Annotated in this window: 22 protein-coding genes; all 22 read right to left on the reverse strand. The window is 48.5% G+C overall.

Annotation, left to right across the window (positions count from 1 at the left end; translation table 11 throughout):
* Positions 1-23: 23 nt before the first annotated feature.
* Complete coding sequence (locus tag AB4Z29_RS05320; protein ID WP_441942059.1) at positions 24-854, reverse strand: hypothetical protein; 831 nt, start codon at positions 852-854, stop codon at positions 24-26.
* Positions 793-1,335, reverse strand: a complete 543-nt coding sequence (locus tag AB4Z29_RS05325) for a hypothetical protein (RefSeq protein ID WP_441942060.1) — start codon at positions 1,333-1,335, stop codon at positions 793-795. Before AB4Z29_RS05325 ends, AB4Z29_RS05320 begins: the two co-directional genes overlap by 62 nt.
* 354 nt (positions 1,336-1,689) lie before the next feature.
* Positions 1,690-1,986 carry a hypothetical protein gene (locus tag AB4Z29_RS05330; RefSeq protein ID WP_441942061.1) on the reverse strand — a complete coding sequence of 99 codons (297 nt, stop codon included), beginning with the start codon at positions 1,984-1,986 and terminating at the stop codon, positions 1,690-1,692.
* 357 nt (positions 1,987-2,343) lie between these two features.
* Positions 2,344-3,435, reverse strand: coding sequence for a prephenate dehydrogenase (locus tag AB4Z29_RS05335; protein ID WP_441942062.1), 1,092 nt, complete (start codon positions 3,433-3,435; stop codon positions 2,344-2,346).
* Positions 3,436-3,439: 4 nt separating this feature from the next.
* Positions 3,440-4,537: a histidinol-phosphate transaminase gene (gene hisC / locus AB4Z29_RS05340; protein ID WP_441942063.1), complete on the reverse strand. Its 1,098-nt coding sequence runs from the start codon at positions 4,535-4,537 to the stop codon at positions 3,440-3,442.
* Positions 4,538-5,028: 491 nt separating this feature from the next.
* Positions 5,029-5,838: a tryptophan synthase subunit alpha gene (gene trpA, locus AB4Z29_RS05345; RefSeq protein WP_441942064.1), complete on the reverse strand. Its 810-nt coding sequence runs from the start codon at positions 5,836-5,838 to the stop codon at positions 5,029-5,031.
* Positions 5,825-7,030, reverse strand: a complete 1,206-nt coding sequence (gene trpB, locus AB4Z29_RS05350; RefSeq protein WP_441942065.1) for a tryptophan synthase subunit beta — start codon at positions 7,028-7,030, stop codon at positions 5,825-5,827. The genes trpA and trpB overlap by 14 nt, the downstream gene beginning before the upstream one ends.
* Positions 7,027-7,704, reverse strand: coding sequence for a phosphoribosylanthranilate isomerase (locus AB4Z29_RS05355; protein WP_441942066.1), 678 nt, complete (start codon positions 7,702-7,704; stop codon positions 7,027-7,029). Before AB4Z29_RS05355 ends, trpB begins: the two co-directional genes overlap by 4 nt.
* Positions 7,701-8,501, reverse strand: a complete 801-nt coding sequence (trpC, locus tag AB4Z29_RS05360) for an indole-3-glycerol phosphate synthase TrpC (protein WP_441942067.1) — start codon at positions 8,499-8,501, stop codon at positions 7,701-7,703. The genes AB4Z29_RS05355 and trpC overlap by 4 nt, the downstream gene beginning before the upstream one ends.
* A complete protein-coding gene (gene trpD, locus AB4Z29_RS05365) occupies positions 8,488-9,540 on the reverse strand; it encodes an anthranilate phosphoribosyltransferase (RefSeq protein ID WP_441942068.1) in 1,053 nt (350 codons plus the stop codon). The genes trpC and trpD overlap by 14 nt, the downstream gene beginning before the upstream one ends.
* Positions 9,540-11,111 (reverse strand): anthranilate synthase component I, encoded by a 1,572-nt coding sequence (trpE, locus tag AB4Z29_RS05370; RefSeq protein WP_441942069.1) that lies wholly within the window; start codon positions 11,109-11,111, stop codon positions 9,540-9,542. The genes trpD and trpE overlap by 1 nt, the downstream gene beginning before the upstream one ends.
* 360 nt (positions 11,112-11,471) lie before the next feature.
* Positions 11,472-11,840, reverse strand: a complete 369-nt coding sequence (gene aroH / locus AB4Z29_RS05375; RefSeq protein ID WP_183567740.1) for a chorismate mutase — start codon at positions 11,838-11,840, stop codon at positions 11,472-11,474.
* Positions 11,840-12,940 carry a 3-dehydroquinate synthase gene (gene aroB / locus AB4Z29_RS05380; RefSeq protein ID WP_441942070.1) on the reverse strand — a complete coding sequence of 367 codons (1,101 nt, stop codon included), beginning with the start codon at positions 12,938-12,940 and terminating at the stop codon, positions 11,840-11,842. The genes aroH and aroB overlap by 1 nt, the downstream gene beginning before the upstream one ends.
* A 1-nt stretch (position 12,941) precedes the next feature.
* Positions 12,942-14,111 (reverse strand): chorismate synthase, encoded by a 1,170-nt coding sequence (gene aroC, locus AB4Z29_RS05385; protein WP_441942071.1) that lies wholly within the window; start codon positions 14,109-14,111, stop codon positions 12,942-12,944.
* 200 nt (positions 14,112-14,311) lie between these two features.
* Entirely contained in the window at positions 14,312-14,479 is a 168-nt protein-coding gene (locus tag AB4Z29_RS05390; RefSeq protein WP_183567750.1) for a hypothetical protein, read from the reverse strand.
* A 73-nt stretch (positions 14,480-14,552) separates the two neighbouring features.
* Positions 14,553-15,332 (reverse strand): CheR family methyltransferase, encoded by a 780-nt coding sequence (locus tag AB4Z29_RS05395; protein WP_441942072.1) that lies wholly within the window; start codon positions 15,330-15,332, stop codon positions 14,553-14,555.
* Between the two features lie 29 nt (positions 15,333-15,361).
* Entirely contained in the window at positions 15,362-15,805 is a 444-nt protein-coding gene (ndk, locus tag AB4Z29_RS05400; protein ID WP_441942073.1) for a nucleoside-diphosphate kinase, read from the reverse strand.
* Positions 15,806-15,834: 29 nt separating this feature from the next.
* The gene (locus tag AB4Z29_RS05405) at positions 15,835-16,809 is read right to left on the reverse strand and encodes a polyprenyl synthetase family protein (protein ID WP_183567759.1); all 975 of its coding nucleotides are present in this window, start codon (positions 16,807-16,809) and stop codon (positions 15,835-15,837) included.
* A complete protein-coding gene (locus AB4Z29_RS05410; RefSeq protein ID WP_441942074.1) occupies positions 16,806-17,666 on the reverse strand; it encodes a menaquinone biosynthesis protein in 861 nt (286 codons plus the stop codon). Before AB4Z29_RS05410 ends, AB4Z29_RS05405 begins: the two co-directional genes overlap by 4 nt.
* Complete coding sequence (locus AB4Z29_RS05415; protein WP_441942075.1) at positions 17,629-18,303, reverse strand: UbiX family flavin prenyltransferase; 675 nt, start codon at positions 18,301-18,303, stop codon at positions 17,629-17,631. Before AB4Z29_RS05415 ends, AB4Z29_RS05410 begins: the two co-directional genes overlap by 38 nt.
* Positions 18,297-19,172: a UbiA-like polyprenyltransferase gene (locus tag AB4Z29_RS05420; RefSeq protein ID WP_441942076.1), complete on the reverse strand. Its 876-nt coding sequence runs from the start codon at positions 19,170-19,172 to the stop codon at positions 18,297-18,299. The genes AB4Z29_RS05415 and AB4Z29_RS05420 overlap by 7 nt, the downstream gene beginning before the upstream one ends.
* A 2-nt stretch (positions 19,173-19,174) precedes the next feature.
* On the reverse strand, positions 19,175-19,885 hold the full coding sequence (locus AB4Z29_RS05425; protein WP_441942077.1) for a demethylmenaquinone methyltransferase: 711 nt from the start codon (positions 19,883-19,885) through the stop codon (positions 19,175-19,177).

Below are 19,885 nucleotides of genomic sequence, written 5' to 3' on the forward strand. Positions count from 1 at the left end.
ATTTCTTTTGGTTTTACTTGATTTCATCTCATTCGATTCGCTTCCCAATCCGCCGTATGAAGGACTTGACCCGTTATCCCTAGTGGTAATACCGCTATCGTTTTGGCCACGACAACGGGATCCGCAATGCCATCAGACACGGTCTGCTTCACATGCCAGTTGCCAACCTCCAGGAACTGCAGCACAGGACCCGTTTTAGGGTAAACCATTCCGCTGCGCAAGAGCGTATAGCTAAAGCTACGCTTTACTCCAGTTGGACTTGTGAGCTCGTAAGCTACGGATAGCGGATCTCCATCCTCATCATTGACATTAGATGAGATCGTAACCGTATCACCCTCATAGACCGGCTGTGGTGACCAGTTAAAGTCGGCTGTCGGGGCTCGGTTGGTACTAAAATGAATATAAGCATAATAGCCTTCATTACCGGCTACATCATAGTCCAGCACCGTTAGCCGGTATTCCTGGCCAGCAACGAGGCCAGTCACTCGATACGACTTAGCCTGCAGGGAAATCGGAATACTGTACTCTGCCGTACCATCTTTATTTAAGTCCACATTTGTTACGCTGCCATCTGTATTCACTTTCTGCAAATAAAACGTGCGTGATGCATGGCCAGAGGATGGCGATGGATCGCTGAAGGCATTAAACGTTACGTTAACCGCTGTGGGCTCCACCTCTAGCTGCTCATTCACATCCGCGGGCTTAACCGTATCCACGAAGAAATAACCATTCGACGAATAAGGACCCCACAGAAAGCCATCGTTCGCCTTAGCCCTCCAGTAATATAAACCGTCAGCCAGCACCGGCGGCGTGTAACTTGTTGCCGAACGTTTCGGTATCGAATACCTTAGCACCGTCTGACACGCGATACACTTCGTAATCTATCGCACTTATTGAATGGTTTTCTGGATCTACTGTAAAGACACGCAGCTGTGGCCGGTTAATCATGGTATAGATCGGATTTGCTGCATCGATGCCGTTATACGACAATAAATGTGTCTCTGGAGGCAAATCCAAAACAAAATATCGAATATTACTTAGATTTGACCAAGCCCCTTTTGAGTAGACCTGACCTTGCACCTTAACGACTCTTCCAGGCTGTATGAGCCCCTCGATGAGCTTAAAGCTTTTTTCTGCACCGGCATAATCGATGTACAGGGCAATTTCGTTGTTATCAACGTAGTTCAACGATAACCGATATTGCTCTTGCGGATCGTTCTCCTGGTCCACGTATGTCCAAGTAATCGTAGGATCCTTGTCGAGTACGGTTGGTGCTGAAGCTGATGTTCCCCCTGGATACGTAATGGTCATGACCGGCTTCGTCTGATTAACCACAGGTAACGCCGGTTTATAAATGGACTGTTCCGCCCAATAGGACCATGCTCCATGCAGATCTTTCACTTGTTCTTGTACAATCAGCTCTACACCTGGCCGACTATAAAAATTCCGTTTACCGGTCGTCCAAATGGTTTCGTCAGCCCAGCGCGTCCGGAATACTTTATCCAGCAGCCGCTGCGGAATATCCGGATCATACGAGGTATCAAATGTCTCATAATCAAGTGCTTCCCCCTCTGCGTAGACCAGGCCAGTGAATCGTACATCAGGCAGTGCAATCGGTCTACGATGAACGTAGAGCTGTTTTGTAATGGGCTCTGACCATTTGCTATATGCGGATAAGCCTGGATTATCTTATGCCCGATACGTAATCTCATAAACGCCTGGCTTCCCTAAGGAATGAATCGTAGCACCGTACGTTTTCCCGTTAAACATACTGAGCCCTTCTGGATTCTCGAATATATGGGGATTATGTGCATAACTCCACTCTTCTATCGACTTGGGATCATCCTCGATATCCGAGAAGATTTTGTCGTAGAGTATCGCATCATTGATGAGCACAGCCTCATACTTTTCCTCCGTATACATATCTCCGTAGTTATTTTTCTTTACATTCGAAAAAGATGCAGAAGATTGGCCAAGTGACATCATGCCTGCAGCACCTTTTGTATACGTGCTATCTACGGTATTCATTCGAATTATGACAGAACTAATTATTAAAAAGATCATTCCAAATAAAACGAAAGAAATTTACTTGAGTGAGAGAGAAATAGAAGAAATGAATCATATAAACTCAGGATACAGAAAAAACGTGGTAATATACGCCTAAAAAAAAACCACCCATAAGGGTGGTCCGTACTCATGATGAGCACTATAGGATTTGGATAGGAGTGGAGAGAAACCATACTGTACCTTTATTATATGTATACGCTTCCACTTTGTCAATAAGCGCTTTCATTTTTTATCAATTATTTTGAAAGCGTTTGAATATATAAAAACGCTCACCCTTTACAGGTGAACGTCGTAGCCTTTCGAGGTGAGCAGAATGACGGCCTGGTCCAAATACTCCTGGCTTCGGAAGGATAACCTAAGAATGCCAGGTACATCTTCCCTACTCTCGATAATATGGATATTGCTAAGGTTAATAAGGCTGTTTCCTAGTTCGCTAGTTATTTTTCCAATAATACCAGGGTGATCGGGAATGTCCACGTAACAGTCAAATGCGGAATGAATCATGCCTTTACGGCGTTCGGGCATCTTGCTGCGGAAGTTGCCCGCTGTCTCGAATGCTCCCGCTATGGCATCGCCATCGGCGTTCTCGAGCATTTGTACGAATTTATTCGTCTCATTGCTCCAATCATGAAGCAGCTTTAGGACGACATGACGATTATTAATAAGAATATCGCGCCATAGCGTCGGGTCTCCGGATGCAATTCTCGTTATGTCCCGGAAGCCACCAGCAGCGAGCGATTCATATAGGTCATTTTGCTCGTTGTAGCCGCGAATCTGATTGACAAGCGACACAGCAATAATATGCGGCAAATGGCTAATTGCTCCGGCAATCTCATCATGCTCCTTGGCGTTCACGCGAACAATATTCGCCTTCGTGTACGAAAGCAGATCGACAAGACGCTCCACAACTGCCTCTGGCGTCTCCTCGTCGGGAGTGAGCACATAGAAAGCATTCTCATAAAGATGCGAGGATGCTGCCTCAACCCCTGTTCGCTCAGACCCTGCCATAGGGTGACCGCCTATAAAGTAAGCTTGCCCAAAATCAAGAGATTTCGCACATGCAGCAACGGATGCTTTCGTGCTGCCTGCATCCGTAATGATACAGCCAGGCTTAAGCTGAAAAGCAGCCAGCTTCTCGATATATTCCTCTAAATTTCCAACTGGTACGCATACAAAAATAAAGTCGGCCTGCTCTGCAGCCTCCTGCATTGAGGTCGTCGCATAATCGACGACGCCGCGCTGCAAGTATTTCTCAACCTGAGAAGGCCGGTTCGAATGTCCGATTACGGTAATGCCTGGTTTGCCTTTAAAACAAAGGGCGATCGAACCGCCGATCAGCCCTACACCAAAAATCGCAACTGTTGTCATAACTTTATCCCTGCACCGCCGATTCTTCTAAAACCTGTTCTAGGGCTGCAACGAATTTCTCATTCTGCTCGCGCGTTCCTACTGTAATTCGAATATGGTTCGGATAATAAGCCCATCGCGGTCTCGAAATAATGCCTCTGCGAAGCAAGCCGTCAAATACTTCGGGAGAAGAACGTTTAACATCTACCATTATAAAATTCCCGTATGCTGGGAAGTAAGACAACCCAAGACGGTCGAATTGCTCCGATAAATAGGTAAGTCCCTGCTTGTTCTGATCACGGCAATACGTAATAAAAGCTTTGTCCGCAAGAGCTGCTTTCGCCGCCGCTTGCGCTGCGCGGGAAGTGTTAAACGGCTCGCGTACTTGGTTCGTGAAACGAATCACATCGGGATGTCCCACGCCAAATCCGATACGCAGCGCAGCTAATCCGTAAATTTTGGAGAAAGTACGCAGTACAATCAGATTGCGATGCTCTTTCAACAGTTGAATGCCGTCCGGAAACTCGGGATCATCGATATACTCTCCGTATGCTTCATCTAACATAACTAACACGTTTGCTGGGACCTGCTGCATGAACGCTGTTAGCTCCTGCAGAGTAACGATCGTTCCGGTAGGATTGTTCGGATTACAGATCCAAATGATTTTGGTGCGGTCATTGATTTGGGCTGCCATCGCAGGCAGATCATGCTTGCCCTCTTTAAGCGGAACCTCTACGATGCGAGCATTCTCAATCTCTGCGTTATGTTTGTATTGTGGAAATGTTTCATCCGCCATAATCGTTTCATCTCCGGGAGAGATAAACGCTCTGTTAATCATAAGTATAATTTCACTGGAGCCTGTGCCAAATATAATCTGGTTAGGTTCTACTTGCAGCTCTTTAGCCAGTGCTACCGTTAGCTCCACGCTTGCACCGTCTGGATATATATTGAAATTCGATAATTCTTCAATCACTGCTGCTTTCGCCTGCTCTGAGCAACCAAACGGATTCTCGTTAGACGCAAGCTTTATTACTTCTGTTAACCCTAGCTCCCTCTTGACATCTTCAACCGGCTTTCCTGGTTGATAGACGGGAAGGTGGACGATATTACTTTTGGGCTGCATGAGCCGTTCACCTCTTTATCATTGACTAATAGACATACTCGTTGTCCATTGTCTCATATCTGTGTAACGTTTTAAAGTTTTTTTAACACAAATCTCTGGATTCGTTCTCGACGAATATATATGATTAACATTTAACGTGTTGGATGTGCAATTAAATACGCAAGCAGCGGTATTCTATGTAGAAATTCCGCAAAACGGACTGTTCACTAAAACTTGGTCAGAAACTACATACCTAGCCTTTTTAAACAGTTATTGCTCATTCATAACTTCCTACAACAAAAAGATACTTATCCTATAATTTTCCTCCTTCGAATATTTTTCCTCATGCATAGAAACCTATCCCTCAGACGAGCTTATCTCGCTTAAGGTTGCTCAAGCTCCTCTTTTTTTCTAATAGGCAGCAAAAAGCCCTCTTATCTTTCGACAAGAGAGCTGTTCATGCTGACTAACTCACGGATTGATAAAATACGGAATCCAACAGCAGCCGTTCTTTACCCTTTTAGAGAAGCTACGAAATCACCGATCTGCTTCAAACCTTCCTCGCGTCTGTTTGCGTCGTTCAAAAGCGGAATAGCCTCTTCGATTTGACGAACGATCGCGCTGCCGACAATTACACCGTCGCATTGCTTCTCAAAGCGAGCGACCTGTTCTCGGCTGGAGATACCGAAGCCGACCGCGATCGGCAAATCTGTCGCTTCGCGAACCAAACCAAGGAACTCATCGATCCCAGTGTGGAAATCGGCACGAACGCCTGTAACGCCAAGCGAGGAAACGCAATAGACGAACCCTTTCGCTTTGCGCGAAATACGGGTTACGCGATCCTTCGAGGTAGGAGCTACCAATGGAATGAGATGTACGTTCGCTGCTTCAGCAAGCTGACGAACCTCTTCATCTTCTTCAATAGGCAAATCGGGAATAATTAGACCGCTGATTCCTTTGCTTTTCACAAGCTCGAAGAACGCATCCAGCCCGAATTGGAAGACAGGATTATAATAAGTGAATAGAATAAATGGAATCTGCACGCCTGCTTCCCGGGCTTGCTCAGCAATCTCGATGCAATCCCGAAGGGAAATGTTATTATTGAGAAGCGCGCGCTCAGACGCCCGCTGTATAACGGGACCATCCGCGAGCGGATCGGAGTAAGGAACCCCGAGCTCGATCATGTCTGCGCCCGATTTTTCAAGTGTTTGGATAATCGCAACTGAGGTAGCTAGATCAGGATCGCCCATCGTTAAGAATGGGATTAACGCCGTTTTGCCTTCTGACTTCAATCGTGCGAACGCCGTGTCAATGAGATTCATGTTTATCTACCCCCAAATAGCCCATAATCGCTTCCACGTCCTTGTCTCCGCGCCCTGACAGGCTAACGACGATGACCTTATCCTTATCTAGTGTAGGGGCAAGCTTAATCGTCTGGGCAATCGCATGTGCAGATTCCAAAGCCGGAATGATTCCTTCTGTCCGGGAAAGCAGCTGCAGCGCTTCAAGCGCCTCTGCATCCGTAACCGGTACATATTCCGCACGTCCCGAGTCCTTCAAGTAAGCATGCTCAGGACCGATGCCAGGATAATCAAGACCTGCGGAAATCGAATGAGCAGGTTGCACTTGGCCATGCTCATCCTGAAGCACATAACTCATAGAGCCCTGGAAGACACCATGACGTCCTTTTGTCATCGTAGCCGCATGCTCGATTGTGTCAACGCCTCTGCCGGCAGCTTCTACGCCAAGCAGCTTGACGCTGTCATCATTGACAAACGGGTAGAAAATGCCCATGGCATTGCTGCCTCCGCCTACCGCTGCCACGACATAATCGGGCAATCTGCCTTCTTCTGTTAGGATTTGCTTACGCGCTTCATCGCCGATAATGCGTTGGAAATCCCTTACCATCATCGGATAAGGATGCGGTCCTGTAACCGATCCTAAAATGTAATACGTATCGTCAACATGGCTGACCCAATAGCGCAGTGTTTCATTGCAGGCATCCTTCAGCGTTCTCGTACCGGATAAGACAGGAACGACTTCAGAACCAAGCAGCTGCATACGGAATACATTCAACTGCTGGCGCTTCATATCCTCTTCGCCCATGAACACTTTGCACTCTAGGCCAAGCAGCGCAGCAATCGTTGCAGATGCGACGCCATGCTGACCAGCGCCTGTTTCGGCAATAATCTTCGTTTTGCCCATACGTTTAGCGAGCACGCCTTGACCAATCGTATTGTTGATCTTATGTGCGCCTGTATGGTTTAGGTCCTCGCGCTTCAAGTAAATTCTCGCACCGCCAAGATGCTCGGACAGGCGCTCGGCATAGTATAGCGAGGTCGGACGTCCTGAGTATTTGTGCAATAAATAATGAACCTCGTCTTTAAATGCCTGATCTTTTGAATAGTGAAGATACGCCTCCTCAAGCTCAAGCAATGCGTTCATTAACGTTTCGGGTACGTATCTCCCGCCAAACTTTCCGAACCGTCCATTCTCATCTGGTACCTGTGTCATGCTTCCATCACCCTTCTTACAAATAATCGGATTTTTTCGATATCCTTGTGCCCGCTCGTCTCTACCCCGCTTGATACATCAATCCCGCCGGGAGCATATACGCTAAGCAGTTCCTGTACGTTGCCTTCATGAAGACCGCCTGCTACATATAGTCTTATACCAAGCTCACCAGCTGCCTGCTTATAATCATTTATCGAGTCCCAATCAAAGGTTTGTCCAGTACCGCCGCCAGGCGCGTCGATCAACACAGCGTCAACTGACCCATGATATGGCGCAAGTCTCTCACTGGCGGATTGAGGCAATCGCCCTTCCGAATCCTTCTTCATGGAAAATACTTTCCATGCCTGTGCATTCAGCTTCTCACGCACATCTCTGCAGTATTCTGCCGATTCACTGCCGTGCAGCTGAACGACATCAAGCTTTACTTCCGCTTGAATAGCGGCGAGGTCTGCAAAAGCTTCATTTACAAACACGCCAACCGTCAATGGACGTTCACCATCAGCAGCTTTCAGCCGTTTGGCAGCAGCGATCAGCTCAGCTGCCGCAGCTCCCGAAACCTGTCTTTTGCTAGGTGCAAATATGAAGCCAATCTCATGGATAGGCAAGCCGTCCATTTCCATTATCGTCTTTGTGTCCATTAATCCGCATATTTTAATACGAGGTACCGGCTTCATCCCGCTTCCACCGCGCCCATTAAGTCTTGTACGGATTGTTTGACATCCTCATGCCGCATGAAATATTCGCCGATCAGGACGCCATGAGCGCCGATCCCATGCAAATAATCCATATCTGATTTACCCGCAATTCCGCTTTCGCTAATAACTGTCACGTTCTTCGGCATGAATCCGATCAGCGACTCCGTCGTTTTGAGATCGGTCACGAACGATTTCAAATCACGGTTGTTGATTCCAATTAACGTAGCTTTATCCAGCTCCAGCACGCCCTCGAGCTCCTCTTGATTATGAACCTCGACCAGTACGTCAAGCCCAATCGATTTCGCCAGATCATGGAATTCGCCAAGCTGAGCCGGTGTCATGATTGCTGCAATAAGAAGAATCGCATCTGCCCCGATTTGACGCGCTTCGTATATTTGACGGTAATCGATGGTGAAATCTTTCCGTAAAAGCGGCAGCTTTACCGTTTGTTTAACCGCTTGTAGAAAAGCATTCGACCCTTGGAAGTAATCACGGTCCGTCAATACAGAAATACAGTCCGCGCCTGCTGATTCGTAGGCTGCGGCAAGCGTAGCCGGCTCGAAATCTGCCCGGATTAGTCCTTTGGAAGGCGAAGCCTTCTTTACCTCCGCAATCAGACCCATGCTACGCTTGCGTCCCGCAGCTGATACCGCGTGTTCAAAGCCACGGCATGGCTCAAGAGCGGCAATCTGCCGTTCGATCTCAGACAGATTAAACCGTGAAGCCAGTTCTTCTACTTCAGCCCGTTTCGTTGCTACAATTTTATCCAGAAACATGCGCCAACTCTCCTGTCGTTTGAATAAGGCTTTCAAGCTTGCGCTTTGCCTCTCCTGAATCAATCACTTGTGCTGCTATCGTAACGCCGCTTTGTAGCGAGTCTGCCAACCCACCTACATAGATGCATGCACCAGCGTTCGCTAGGACGATATCCCTGTACGCGCCCTGCTGCTCACCTGCGAATATCGCACGAATAAGGGCTGCGTTCACTTCCGGCTCACCGCCCAGCACCTCAGCAATCGGCCACCGTGTCAGTCCCAGCTCTTCCGGCGTAATATCGAACGTTCTCACCTTGCCATCCAGGAGCTCTGATATTTGCGTTGGTGCGGAGATGCTAATCTCGTCCAAGCCATCGTGGCTGCTCACAACCATTGCCCGTTTCAAGCCTAGCTCACCAAGCACCTCGGCAACCGTAGACGTACGAGCTCGGTCGTACAGGCCCAGTAGCTGCCTGTCTGCGCCTGCCGGGTTCGTAAGTGGACCCAGCATATTGAAAATCGTCCGAATGCCCAGCTCTTTGCGCGGAACTGATGCATGGCGCAGCGATGGATGATACAGCTGAGCGAACATAAAACAAATACCGATATCATTCAAGCATTGTGCTGCTTGCTCTGGCGTAATCGTAATCTGGACGCCAAGCGCTTCCAATACGTCCGCGCTACCCGTCTTGCCGGACATCGCCCGGTTGCCATGCTTGGCAACGCGGATTCCAGCCGCAGCAGCTATGATAGACGATGCCGTCGAAATGTTAAACTTATGGATGCCTGAGCCGCCTGTGCCGCAAGTATCGAGCAAGCCCTCTTGCTCGGTTAGGAGGTGGCTCGAATGCGCGCGCATCGCTTCTGCGAACCCGGTTATTTCGTCCTTCGTTTCACCCTTCATCCGCATCGCCGTTACAACGCCAGCGATTTGCGCATCGGTAGCCTCGCCGTTCATGATAATATTCATAACCGCATTTGCCTGCTCACGCGTTAGGCTGTTTCCACTAATCAATTGACTAAGAGCTGACTGCATCGTAATGGCCACGGTTGCCTGCATTATTGACCAAGCCCCTCTCCAGCCTTAACGTAGTAGTCCGAATTAATGGAGTTGTAGCTCTCCTGCTGGCTCTTCGGCTGGGCAAAAATCGCTTCTGCCGTTCGTATTGCCTTCAGCATACCTTTTGCTTTATTCACGGTTTCCATATACTCGCTCTCGGGAACCGAATCCCATACGATGCCGGCGCCGGCCTGCACGTACGCTTTGCCGTGTTTGAATATAATGGTGCGGATTGTGATACAAGTGTCCATCGAGCCGCCAAAGCCTAGATAGCCAATAGCGCCTGCATACGCGCCGCGTGCTTCGTTCTCCAGCTCTGCAATAATTTCCATCGCTCTCAGCTTAGGTGCGCCCGAAACGGTACCGGCAGGCAAACAGGATACGAAAGCATCGAAGAAGTCCTTGTCCTTATGCAGCTTGCCGGAAACATTGGAAACGATGTGCATCACGTGAGAATACCGTTCGATTTCCATGAAAGAGTCGCATTTCACTGTCCCGAATTCCGATACACGCCCGATATCGTTGCGGCCTAGGTCCACAAGCATCAGATGCTCTGCACGTTCCTTCTCGTCTGCCAGTAGCTCTAGCTCGAGTGCCTTATCCTCCTCCGGTGTTTTTCCGCGAGGTCTCGTGCCCGCGATCGGTCTCGTTTCCACACGGTCTCCATTAACCTTTACAAGTGCCTCTGGCGACGTCCCGACAATGACCTCTTCGCCCATCTTCAAATAATACATATAAGGAGAAGGATTCATCGTGCGAAGAACTCGGTACACATGCAAAGGGTCGATGTCCGTATCAATATTAAAACGCTGCGATAGCACGACTTGGAAAATATCGCCTGCGCGAATATATTGCTTCGCCTGTTCAATATTCGAAATAAATTGCTCTTTCGTTACATTTGACTGAATGTCTCCCAGCTCATAATCAGCCGCGATGGAGCTGCCGGTTGTCACTGGAGTCGTGATCGGCTGCTGCAGCCGTTCGATCGTTGCATCAATCTTCGCAATCGCCGCCTCGTAGCTTTTCGCGATCTCAGCATCCGTTGCGCCGTCTGCAATATGTACGTTGCCGACGATTTGCAGCTGCTGCTTGAAATGATCAAATACGATAACCTGGTCACAGAACATAAACTGCATGTCATTCATGTTGAGATCATCGATTCGGTGTGCCGGAAGCTTCTCGTAATATTGCAGCAGATCATATCCGAAAAAGCCAATTGCCCCGCCTGTGAACGGCGGAAGCTCCGGTAGCGAGGGACTGCGGAAGGAACGCAAATGAGCTTTTAGCAGCTCGATTGGCTTATCGCTCAGCACATGCTTCTCGCCGCTGCGCTCGAGTACCATCTCACCGTTCTTGCCATACAGCATCATGAACGGATCCGTTCCGATGAACGAATGTCTCGCCCATTTCGCACCGCCTTCTACGCTCTCTAGGAGAAAGGCATGATCCTCCTTCGCAAAATGCTGAAACAACCGAATTGGCGTTTCCGTATCCGCCATCATATAGCGAACGATTGGAATTAAGTTGTATTGACTGGCAAGACGGATAACGTGCTGCAGCTCATTTGTCATTTTCGAAACATCTCCCTTTGCGATCAAAAAATCTATCAATGCGTACAAAAAAAGCTCCTGCCAGAGCAGGAGCGTTGGTTTAGATGATGACGGAAGTGTGTAAGCGGAAAAGACACTGCTGTGGATAGGATGAAACAGCACTTTTACAACCGGATATGCGCATGCGCAATTGGTCGTTCAGCTCTTTCGTTCGTTCCCATTTCACTGCGTGCTTCACTCTGCTACTCTCAACTAGTCTTGACTCATCTCAACTCAGCTCATAAAACGGCTCTGCTACTCTCACTTACGTTACTAAATATACAACAACGAACAGCTGTGCGTCAACAAAGGGATTTCTTGCATTTATGAGCTATAGTAATATTAGGCCTTGGAAAGATCAGGACGCAATGCCTGCGCTCCATTCAAATAAACATGGCGAATCTCAGCCTGCGTTTTATCTGTATTGATCAAAACCATTAGACGAATGCAGCGCTCTAAGCTTCCTTTAACTGGAACCTCCAGCGCACACATAAGCGGGACAAGCTCCCAGCCTTTCATCTGACGGATCGCTCTTGCTGGAAAAGTCTCATCCAAATCATTCGTAACCGTCACGAACACGCTGCAGATATCATCAGGAACGATTTCATTATCAGCAACAATCCCGTTCAACATCTCGATTGTCGCATTTAGAATGGGCTGCTCCTCGTTCGCATCAACGGTAATTGCACCACGAATTCCTCTTACGCTCATTACGGCTGCACCTCCAGCTTTAATTGCTCTACTATTTCGCGTACCCACTGCACAGGCACATCTGATTTGATTTCCACCCTGCCTATTTCAGTAGGTACGACAAACACCATCGTTCCCTCGGAAAACTTCTTGTCATGCATCATAGCATCCATGATCTTATCGACGTCGAAATGATCGGGCAGACGTACGGGTAGACCTGATTTAGCAAGCACTCGCTTAGTTACGGTATACACGTCCTCAGAAGCCCCGTAACGCAGCCCTAGCCGTGCGGAGCCAACCATGCCGATGGAAATCGCTTCGCCGTGAAGCAGCTCGCCATAACCGGCAACCGCTTCTAACGCATGTCCAATCGTATGGCCTAAATTCAATATTGCGCGCAAATCATTCTCGCGTTCATCCTTGGAAACCACTGCCGCCTTTACGCTGCAGCCTTTGTACAAGGCATATCCAAGCGCTTCTGCATCAAGAGCAAGCAGCTTCTCTGCATTCTCCTCGCACCAAGCCGCGAATTCTGCATCCCAGATCAGGCCATGCTTGACAACCTCGGACAATCCCGCGCTCACCTCTCTCGGAGGAAGCGTTTGAAGCGTATTGAGGTCGTACAAAACCAGCTCCGGCTGGTGAAATGCACCAATAATATTTTTGGCAAGCGGATGATTAACCGCCACTTTGCCGCCTACGCTGCTGTCATGCGCAAGAATGGTCGTAGGAACCTGAACGAATTTAATGCCGCGCATATAGGATGCGGCTACAAAACCCGCTAAATCACCGACAACACCGCCGCCTAATGCAATGATTGCAGATTTGCGATCAAGTCCGCATTCCAGCGCCTTCGTAACGAGAGACTCCAGCATAGACAGCGATTTGGAGCTTTCACCTGATGGCACGATAACGCTTGCTGTCTGAAACCCCGCTTCCGCTAGCTCTGATTCAAATGATTCAAGATGATATTCGGCTACGCGGCTATCCGTAATAATGAGCAGCGGGGATTTCTTGCTAATACCATGCTTTATGAAGTAGGAGGAAGCCTCCTTCAGGAGGCCTTCACCAATATAGATCGGATAAGAACGTTCACCTAGGTCGACCGTAAGCTCGCGCATATTAGTACCGACCCAGCTGATCCAAATAATTGTTCAGGTTCGTGCGGATTTCCTCGATGGAATCGCCTCCGAACTTTTCAAGGAACGCTTTTGCCACTTCCCAAGCGACAACATGCTCCATCACTACGCTTGCCGCTGGCACCGCGCAGCTGTCTGAGCGCTCAACCTGTGCTGTAAATGGCTCTTTTGTATCGATATCCACGCTGCGAAGAGGCTTGTACAGCGTGGGAATAGGCTTCATCACGCCACGCACAACGATTTGCTCGCCGTTAGTCATGCCGCCTTCGAACCCGCCTAGGCGGTTCGTTGCACGGTGGTAGCCCCGCTCGGCTTCATACATGATTTCGTCATGAACCTGTGAACCGCGAAGCTTCGCTGCTTCAAAGCCAATGCCGATTTCGCAGCCTTTGAACGCATTAATGGATACGACTGCCTGCGCAATTMGCCCATCCAGCTTGCGGTCCCACTGCACATGGCTTCCTAGACCGATAGGTACGCCTTCGATAATGCATTCCACGATACCGCCGATGGAATCGCCTTCTGCCTTGATCTGGTCAATGTAGTCGGTCATCCTCTGTTCCGTTTCCTTGTCTACCACACGGACAGATGATTCCTCTGTCAATCGTATGAGCTCGTCAACAGTAAGCTGATTCGCAGGAGCTTCAATTTCACCGATACGGATAACTTGTCCGGCTACTTTAATGCCGAATTCCGCTAGAAATTGGCGCGCGACCGCGCCGACTGCCACTCTTGCAGCCGTTTCTCTTGCACTGGAGCGCTCCAATACGTTGCGAAGATCCTTCAAGTCGTATTTCAATCCGCCATTCAAATCCGCATGTCCAGGTCGCGGGCGGTTAACGCGGCGCTTCTCTTCGTCGCTACCTTCAATAGGCTCAATATTCATAACGGAAGTCCAATGCTTCCAGTCGTTGTTCGCAACAATTAGGGCTACAGGCGCTCCTGTCGTTCTGCCGTGACGCACGCCGCCGACAATGTTGGCTGTATCCTTCTCGATCTGCATCCTGCGTCCGCGGCCATGGCCCTTCTGACGACGGTGCAATTGAAAATTAAGCTCCTCGAAATCAATCGTTAAATTGCTGGGCAATCCTTCGATAATCGCTGTTAGTTGGGGACCATGTGTCTCCCCCGCTGTCAAATACCTTAAACTCAACCAAAGCTCCTCCTTCAAAGCAAGCCTGTAAGCGCCTGCTATGCTTTACTGCACTAAACATCTTTGCTCATTATAGTACAGCGCTTCCGGTTTGACAAGAATCCGAGCGCCGGAAACACTGGTGTCTCTAGCCAAAAAGAGGCTGGCGAACATGTCTGTGAAAGAAGACATGTTCGCCAGCCTCGAGTGAAACTTGCTTATTAACTGTTGACCGTTTTTTTATCAAGCAGCGGCATTCCATCCTTCATAAGCAGCGGGTCATTTACGAGCCTTGTCATCTGACCGCTGTCTACTCCGATAATTTGTGCGCATTCTTGAATGGAGATAAAACCACGCCTATATGCGGCTATAACCTTGCGTTTGTCCATCGGTTGCTTCATCCTCCAAGTCATCTACCTAATGCTTAGTATAGGAGAAGTTGGAAAACGGTATACATGAAGGTTACATCTTGCGGTAAAAGAACGTGTCCGCAGTCTCAAAGCCGTATTGCGCAGGCGAGAAAATCTGTTCTGTGCTGCCCACGAATAGCAGTCCGCCCGGCTTGAGCGCATTCGCAAATTTCTGGTACAGCACATGCTTCGCTTCCTCTGTGAAATAGATCATGACGTTGCGGCACACAATTAAATCAAATGAGCTATCAAACGCATCATGCAGCAGATTTTGCTGTTTGAATTGAATAAATTGCTTCAGAGCATCCGAAATCTGAAAAGCACCGTCAACTTGCTTGAAATATTTCTGGCGGCATACGGCAGGCACGTCACGAAGTGACCGTTCCAAGTAGCTGCCTTCAATCGCTTTCTGCAGCACGCCTGAATCAAGATCAGTTGCGAGCAGCGAGGATCGCTGCATAGCTCCCAGCTCCGATAAAATCATCGCAATTGTATAAGGCTCTTCGCCTGTTGAACAAGCTGCGCTCCAAATTTTCAACCGATTGGCAGATCCAAGCATTTCAGGGAAGAAACGTTTTTGAAGCACTTCCCACCTGGAAGGATTTCTCCAAAACTCAGACACGTTAATCGTCATCCGATCCAAGAACTCGTTCAGCATGCTTTTATTCTGCTCGATCGCTTTATAATAGTCTTCAAAAGTTTGAAAACCGTGCTTCTGCCTTAACGTCGTTAGCCTGCGCTTCATTTGGGCTTCCTTGTATTGGGACAGGTCAATGGCGGTCTTTTGCTTTATTCGAACGATAAATTGTGCAAAATCTTGGTCTTCAAGCATAGGTTCCTCCATCGCAGTAGTCGGGGACGTTAAATCCACCGTTGGATTGTATGTTCGTAATCAATGAGCTCAGATGGAGAGAAATAAATGCTGATCTCTTTTTCCGCATTCGCTGCCGAATCGGAACCATGGATCAGGTTGAAGTTCGTATGTACGGCAAAGTCGGAACGAATCGTTCCTGGAGACGCGTCAATCGCATCTGTTTTGCCAATAAGAGCCCGTGAAAGGGCAATGGCATTATCCCCTTGCCAGACCATCGCAAATACTGGACCAGAGGTAATAAATGTAAGAAGCGGCTCATAAAAGACCTTGCCCTTATGCTCCTCATAATGCTTCTCTGCAAGCTCCTGGCTTAAAACCATAAATTTGGCCGCTGACAGCTGCAGTCCCTTTCTCTCAAACCTTGAAACGATCTCGCCGATCAAGCCGCGTTGTACGCCATCTGGTTTAACCATCAGAAAAGTTCTTTCCATCCACAACCATTCCTTTCGACTGAACAGAATTAATAATTTCGTTTGCCGACAAAATGTGCAATATCGATCAAGTTCTTTTTCGCTGTCAGGTTAGGCAATCCCTCTAATGCTTGCAGAGCTTTTTTTACATATCGGTTGGCGAGCTGGTCAGCCTGCTCTCCCCCATCGCTTTTACGGATCATTTCGATAGCTCGGCCTGTATCTCTTTTGCCGCCAAGCTCACGGATTGATGCAATTTCGCTCAGCAGCGAATCTCGGATTGCAGGGTCCTTAAGAGCAAGCAGCACGGGCAGCGTAATATTTCCTTGGCGCATATCCGAACCGGGCGGCTTGCCGATTTGTTTCTCCGTACCGTAAAGATCAAGCAGATCATCACGAATTTGGAATGCCATTCCAACGTTGTAGCCATACCGGTAAAGGCTGTTCGAGATGGAACGGTCCGTATTCGATGCAACTGCTCCAAGCTGGCAGCTAATGGCAATAAGCAATGCGGTTTTCCTTCTAATGCGAAGCAGATAATTTCGAATGGTCTGCTCCGTATTGAAAAAATCTCGAATTTGCTCCATTTCCCCGACACACATCTGTACTAAGGCGCTGGAGAGGATGAGATGGATTTGCGGATTGGGCAGCTGTGCTGCAATCGTTAAGGCTTTGCCGTGAATGAAATCACCCGTATACATCGCAATCCGGTTATCCCATTTGGATTTGACCGTTAATTGGCCGCGGCGCGTCTGCGCATCATCAATGACATCATCATGAACTAGCGAAGCCATGTGTATGAGCTCGAGCGGGACAGCGACACGTTTCATTACATCTAAGCGGTAATCGCCAAACTTGCCGGAAAGCAGGACAAATATCGGCCTGATCCGTTTCCCGCCCGCTTTGAGCAAATGCAACGAAGCCTCGCTGAGCAGCACATGGTCATCCGTCACGCTGCGCTCCAGCTCTTGCTCGATTTGATTGAGATCGCCTTTCATCTTTGCATACAAATCTAGTAGTTTCATTCTTTCACCTTTTGGGCAGATTGGTCTTCAAAAAAAGTCAGTTCCACTTGTTTCGTGAGTAGACCGAGCTGCTTGGAATAATCGAAATATAACTTAAGTCCCTCTTGCAGCTTGCTGTCGAAATCATATTGAAGCGAATGAAAATACATATTCCAATAGGCTGAATCTCCCCCAAGCTGGCTGCAAGCTTGCTCTATCAGTGGACGGAGATGCATCTTATTATACTGTTTACTCGCTTTTATCGCATTATATACAGCTTGTACCGCTTCCGGAGCTGCAGCAACTGCCTCTCTGCGTGCTGCGACTACCGCATACGTCATGCCAAGACCCGTCCACTCGTTCCATAATTGTCCCAGATCGATGACATGTAAGCCGTGGTTTTTCCAAGAGGCTTGAATAGCTTGGTCGCCGATTATTAGCGCAGCGTCTGAGGTTTCAAGCATTTTCTCAAGAACGGGCTCTGCCGTCACATACTCGGGCTCACATTCGAAGCGCAGCGTCATCAATATTTTCAAAAGATTGACGGAGGTCGCCGATGTTGCCGTCAACGCGATCCGTTCGGGTCGTTTGCGCTCAAGGGGTTCCTTCAGAAAAAGCAGGATTGAATTCACCTTTCCGATCGAACCGACGGAAAGGTGAGGCAGCAGCATATAGTCGTCGGCGTTTTGACCATATGAGAAGGACGAAATAGCGGATACATCCAATTCGCCTGCTTGTAGCAGCCGATTTAACTCAGAAGGCACGCGTTTTATGACCTCATAACGATTCCATTCCACCCTATCCTCCAACTGGTGGAATAGCGGCCAGGCATTTGCGTAATCAATTCTTCCGATGGTGATCGGGCGATTCATGCCCATTCTGTTCATCTCCCCATCTTCTGTACAAATCATGATCGATTGTCATATTATCAAGTACTTTTCCAACTAAAAAGTCAATCATTTCTTCCATGCTTTGTGGCTTATAGTAAAAGGCGGGCATCGCTGGAATGATTCTTACGCCTAAACGCGAGAGCGTCAGCATATTTTCCAGATGGATGGCATGCAGAGGAGTCTCTCTCGGTACAATCAGCAGGCTGCGACTCTCCTTCAGCATGACATCCGCAGCTCTCGTCATCAAATCATCGGAAATGCCGTGCGATATGGACGAAAGAGTCCCCATCGAGCACGGCACGATAACCATTCCTTGTACGCGGAAAGAACCGCTGGCAATACTTGCGCCTATGTCCGCATTGGGATGAAACACGAGCCTGCGTTCAGTGATTGCATCTCCAAAGCGCTGCTCGAGCGCTGCCATTCTGCGAGTTGTTTCGAAGCCAAGCTCCTCTTTGAGCACTCTCCATCCAGCCTCGGTCACAACAAGATGAATTTCAAATCCCTTTTGAAGCAATACTTCAATTAGTCTAATGCCATAGATCGATCCGCTTGCGCCGGTAATGCCGACAACCCATCGTTTCTTCCAGTCCGCTTTGGCCGTATTCGCTGTTTCTGCTACCATTGGTGTATAACCAGAAGATCAGCGATAACAAACAAGAATAATACGACGCTTAGTGTGCCGTTCATGCCAAAGAATGCCGTTTGAACCCGCGATAGATCGTTAGGACGAACGAGATAGTGCTGATAGAACAGCAACGAAATCGAAATAAGCGTACCGAGCAAGTACATCCAGCTGAGATCGGTTAACCAGAACAAGGTTATGAATCCAATTGCTGTTGCGACATGCAATCCCCGTGCGATCCATAAAGCGCCGGCTATACCGAATCGAGCGGGAATGGAATGCAAGCCTTCGCCGCGGTCATATTCGAAATCTTGAGTAGCATAGATAATATCGAACCCAGCTATCCAAAGTGCAACCGTAATATATAGAATCCAAGCGGCAGGATCGAACTGACCTGTCACGGCTACCCAGCCGCCGAGCGGCGAAAGCCCAATCGTAAACCCGAGGACAAGATGGCAAAGCCAGGTGAAGCGTTTGGTGTACGAATACAAGACGAGCAGCGCAACCGCAATCGGCATCAATTTAAGTGCAATCGGAGCCAAGTTCGCCGTTGCGACAAATAATAAAACAAATGAAACGATGATAAACAATAAAACTTCCGCCGACTTAAGCAAGCCTGCCGGAAGCGCTCTTTTCTCTGTTCGCGGATTTCTCAAATCGATTGCTTTGTCGATCAATCGGTTCAAGCTCATGGCTGCGCTCCGGGCACCGAACATGGCGAGCGTAATCCAACCGATCTCGGACCATGACGGCAAACGCTGCTCCATCATCACCGTTCCGAGTATTGCGCCCATGAACGCAAAAGGCAATGCAAATACGGTATGCTCAAACTTAATCATCTCTAGAATAATGCGTAATTTGCGAATCATTGCTATTTCTTCTCCTTTGTCCCCATATGAAGCGCAGCTACTCCGCCAGTCAGAGGATATGCCTTAACCTGTGACAATCCCGCATCTTCAAACATCTCAGCAAGCTGCTGACGACCGGGGAACAATTTTAGTGATTCCGGCAGCCACTTGTACTCTTGAAAGCTCTTGGCAACTACTTTCCCTATAATTGGAAGGAGCTTCTCGAAATACAGATTGTACATGGCTTTGAATGGCTGCCAGGTCGGCTTGGACACTTCCAAGCAAACGACTTTCCCGCCAGGCTTAACGACTCGCTGCATTTCCTTGAGTACCTGCAAATAATCAGGCACGTTCCGAAGACCGAAACCAATGGTGACGAAGTCGAAGGAATGATCCTCGAAAGGAAGGTTCATTGCATTTCCCTGAACGAGCGTAATCTGTTTATTAAGCCCGAGCTTATCTATTTTCTGGGCTCCAACATCAAGCATGTTCTGACTGAAATCCAATCCGACAATCTTCCCTGTGCGGCTCGCATCAGCTAGTGCAATCGTCCAATCACAGGTGCCGCAGCACAAATCCAACGCGGTTTGTCCTGCTTGAACATCCATCTTCTTCATCGTCAGCTTGCGCCAAGCCTTATGCCTGCGAAAGCTGATCAGATCATTCATTAAATCATATTTGGGTGCAATGCGTTCGAACACGCCATGCACATGGCTCTTGGAGTTTGTATCCAT

It is taken from the genome of Paenibacillus sp. 2TAB23 (genome assembly GCF_052115165.1).
GTDB lineage: Bacteria > Bacillota > Bacilli > Paenibacillales > Paenibacillaceae > Pristimantibacillus.

Excerpts from the sequence above, each read along its gene's own strand:
- hisC (WP_441942063.1), bottom strand. The coding sequence starts at position 4,537 with ATGCAGCCCAAAAGTAATATCGTCCACCTTCCCGTCTATCAACCAGGA.
- trpE (WP_441942069.1), bottom strand. The coding sequence starts at position 11,111 with ATGACAAATGAGCTGCAGCACGTTATCCGTCTTGCCAGTCAATACAAC.
- AB4Z29_RS05330 (WP_441942061.1), bottom strand. The coding sequence starts at position 1,986 with ATGATGTCACTTGGCCAATCTTCTGCATCTTTTTCGAATGTAAAGAAA.
- trpC (WP_441942067.1), bottom strand. The coding sequence starts at position 8,501 with ATGTTTCTGGATAAAATTGTAGCAACGAAACGGGCTGAAGTAGAAGAA.
- trpA (WP_441942064.1), bottom strand. The coding sequence starts at position 5,838 with ATGAATCTCATTGACACGGCGTTCGCACGATTGAAGTCAGAAGGCAAA.
- AB4Z29_RS05335 (WP_441942062.1), bottom strand. The coding sequence starts at position 3,435 with ATGACAACAGTTGCGATTTTTGGTGTAGGGCTGATCGGCGGTTCGATC.
- AB4Z29_RS05415 (WP_441942075.1), bottom strand. The coding sequence starts at position 18,303 with ATGGTAGCAGAAACAGCGAATACGGCCAAAGCGGACTGGAAGAAACGA.
- trpB (WP_441942065.1), bottom strand. The coding sequence starts at position 7,030 with ATGACACAGGTACCAGATGAGAATGGACGGTTCGGAAAGTTTGGCGGG.
- AB4Z29_RS05355 (WP_441942066.1), bottom strand. The coding sequence starts at position 7,704 with ATGAAGCCGGTACCTCGTATTAAAATATGCGGATTAATGGACACAAAG.
- AB4Z29_RS05425 (WP_441942077.1), bottom strand. The coding sequence starts at position 19,885 with ATGGATACAAACTCCAAGAGCCATGTGCATGGCGTGTTCGAACGCATT.
- trpD (WP_441942068.1), bottom strand. The coding sequence starts at position 9,540 with ATGCAGGCAACCGTGGCCATTACGATGCAGTCAGCTCTTAGTCAATTG.
- AB4Z29_RS05405 (WP_183567759.1), bottom strand. The coding sequence starts at position 16,809 with ATGAAACTACTAGATTTGTATGCAAAGATGAAAGGCGATCTCAATCAA.
- aroH (WP_183567740.1), bottom strand. The coding sequence starts at position 11,840 with ATGAGCGTAAGAGGAATTCGTGGTGCAATTACCGTTGATGCGAACGAG.
- AB4Z29_RS05410 (WP_441942074.1), bottom strand. The coding sequence starts at position 17,666 with ATGGGCATGAATCGCCCGATCACCATCGGAAGAATTGATTACGCAAAT.
- AB4Z29_RS05390 (WP_183567750.1), bottom strand. The coding sequence starts at position 14,479 with ATGGACAAACGCAAGGTTATAGCCGCATATAGGCGTGGTTTTATCTCC.
- ndk (WP_441942073.1), bottom strand. The coding sequence starts at position 15,805 with ATGGAAAGAACTTTTCTGATGGTTAAACCAGATGGCGTACAACGCGGC.
- AB4Z29_RS05420 (WP_441942076.1), bottom strand. The coding sequence starts at position 19,172 with ATGATTCGCAAATTACGCATTATTCTAGAGATGATTAAGTTTGAGCAT.
- aroB (WP_441942070.1), bottom strand. The coding sequence starts at position 12,940 with ATGCGCGAGCTTACGGTCGACCTAGGTGAACGTTCTTATCCGATCTAT.
- AB4Z29_RS05395 (WP_441942072.1), bottom strand. The coding sequence starts at position 15,332 with ATGCTTGAAGACCAAGATTTTGCACAATTTATCGTTCGAATAAAGCAA.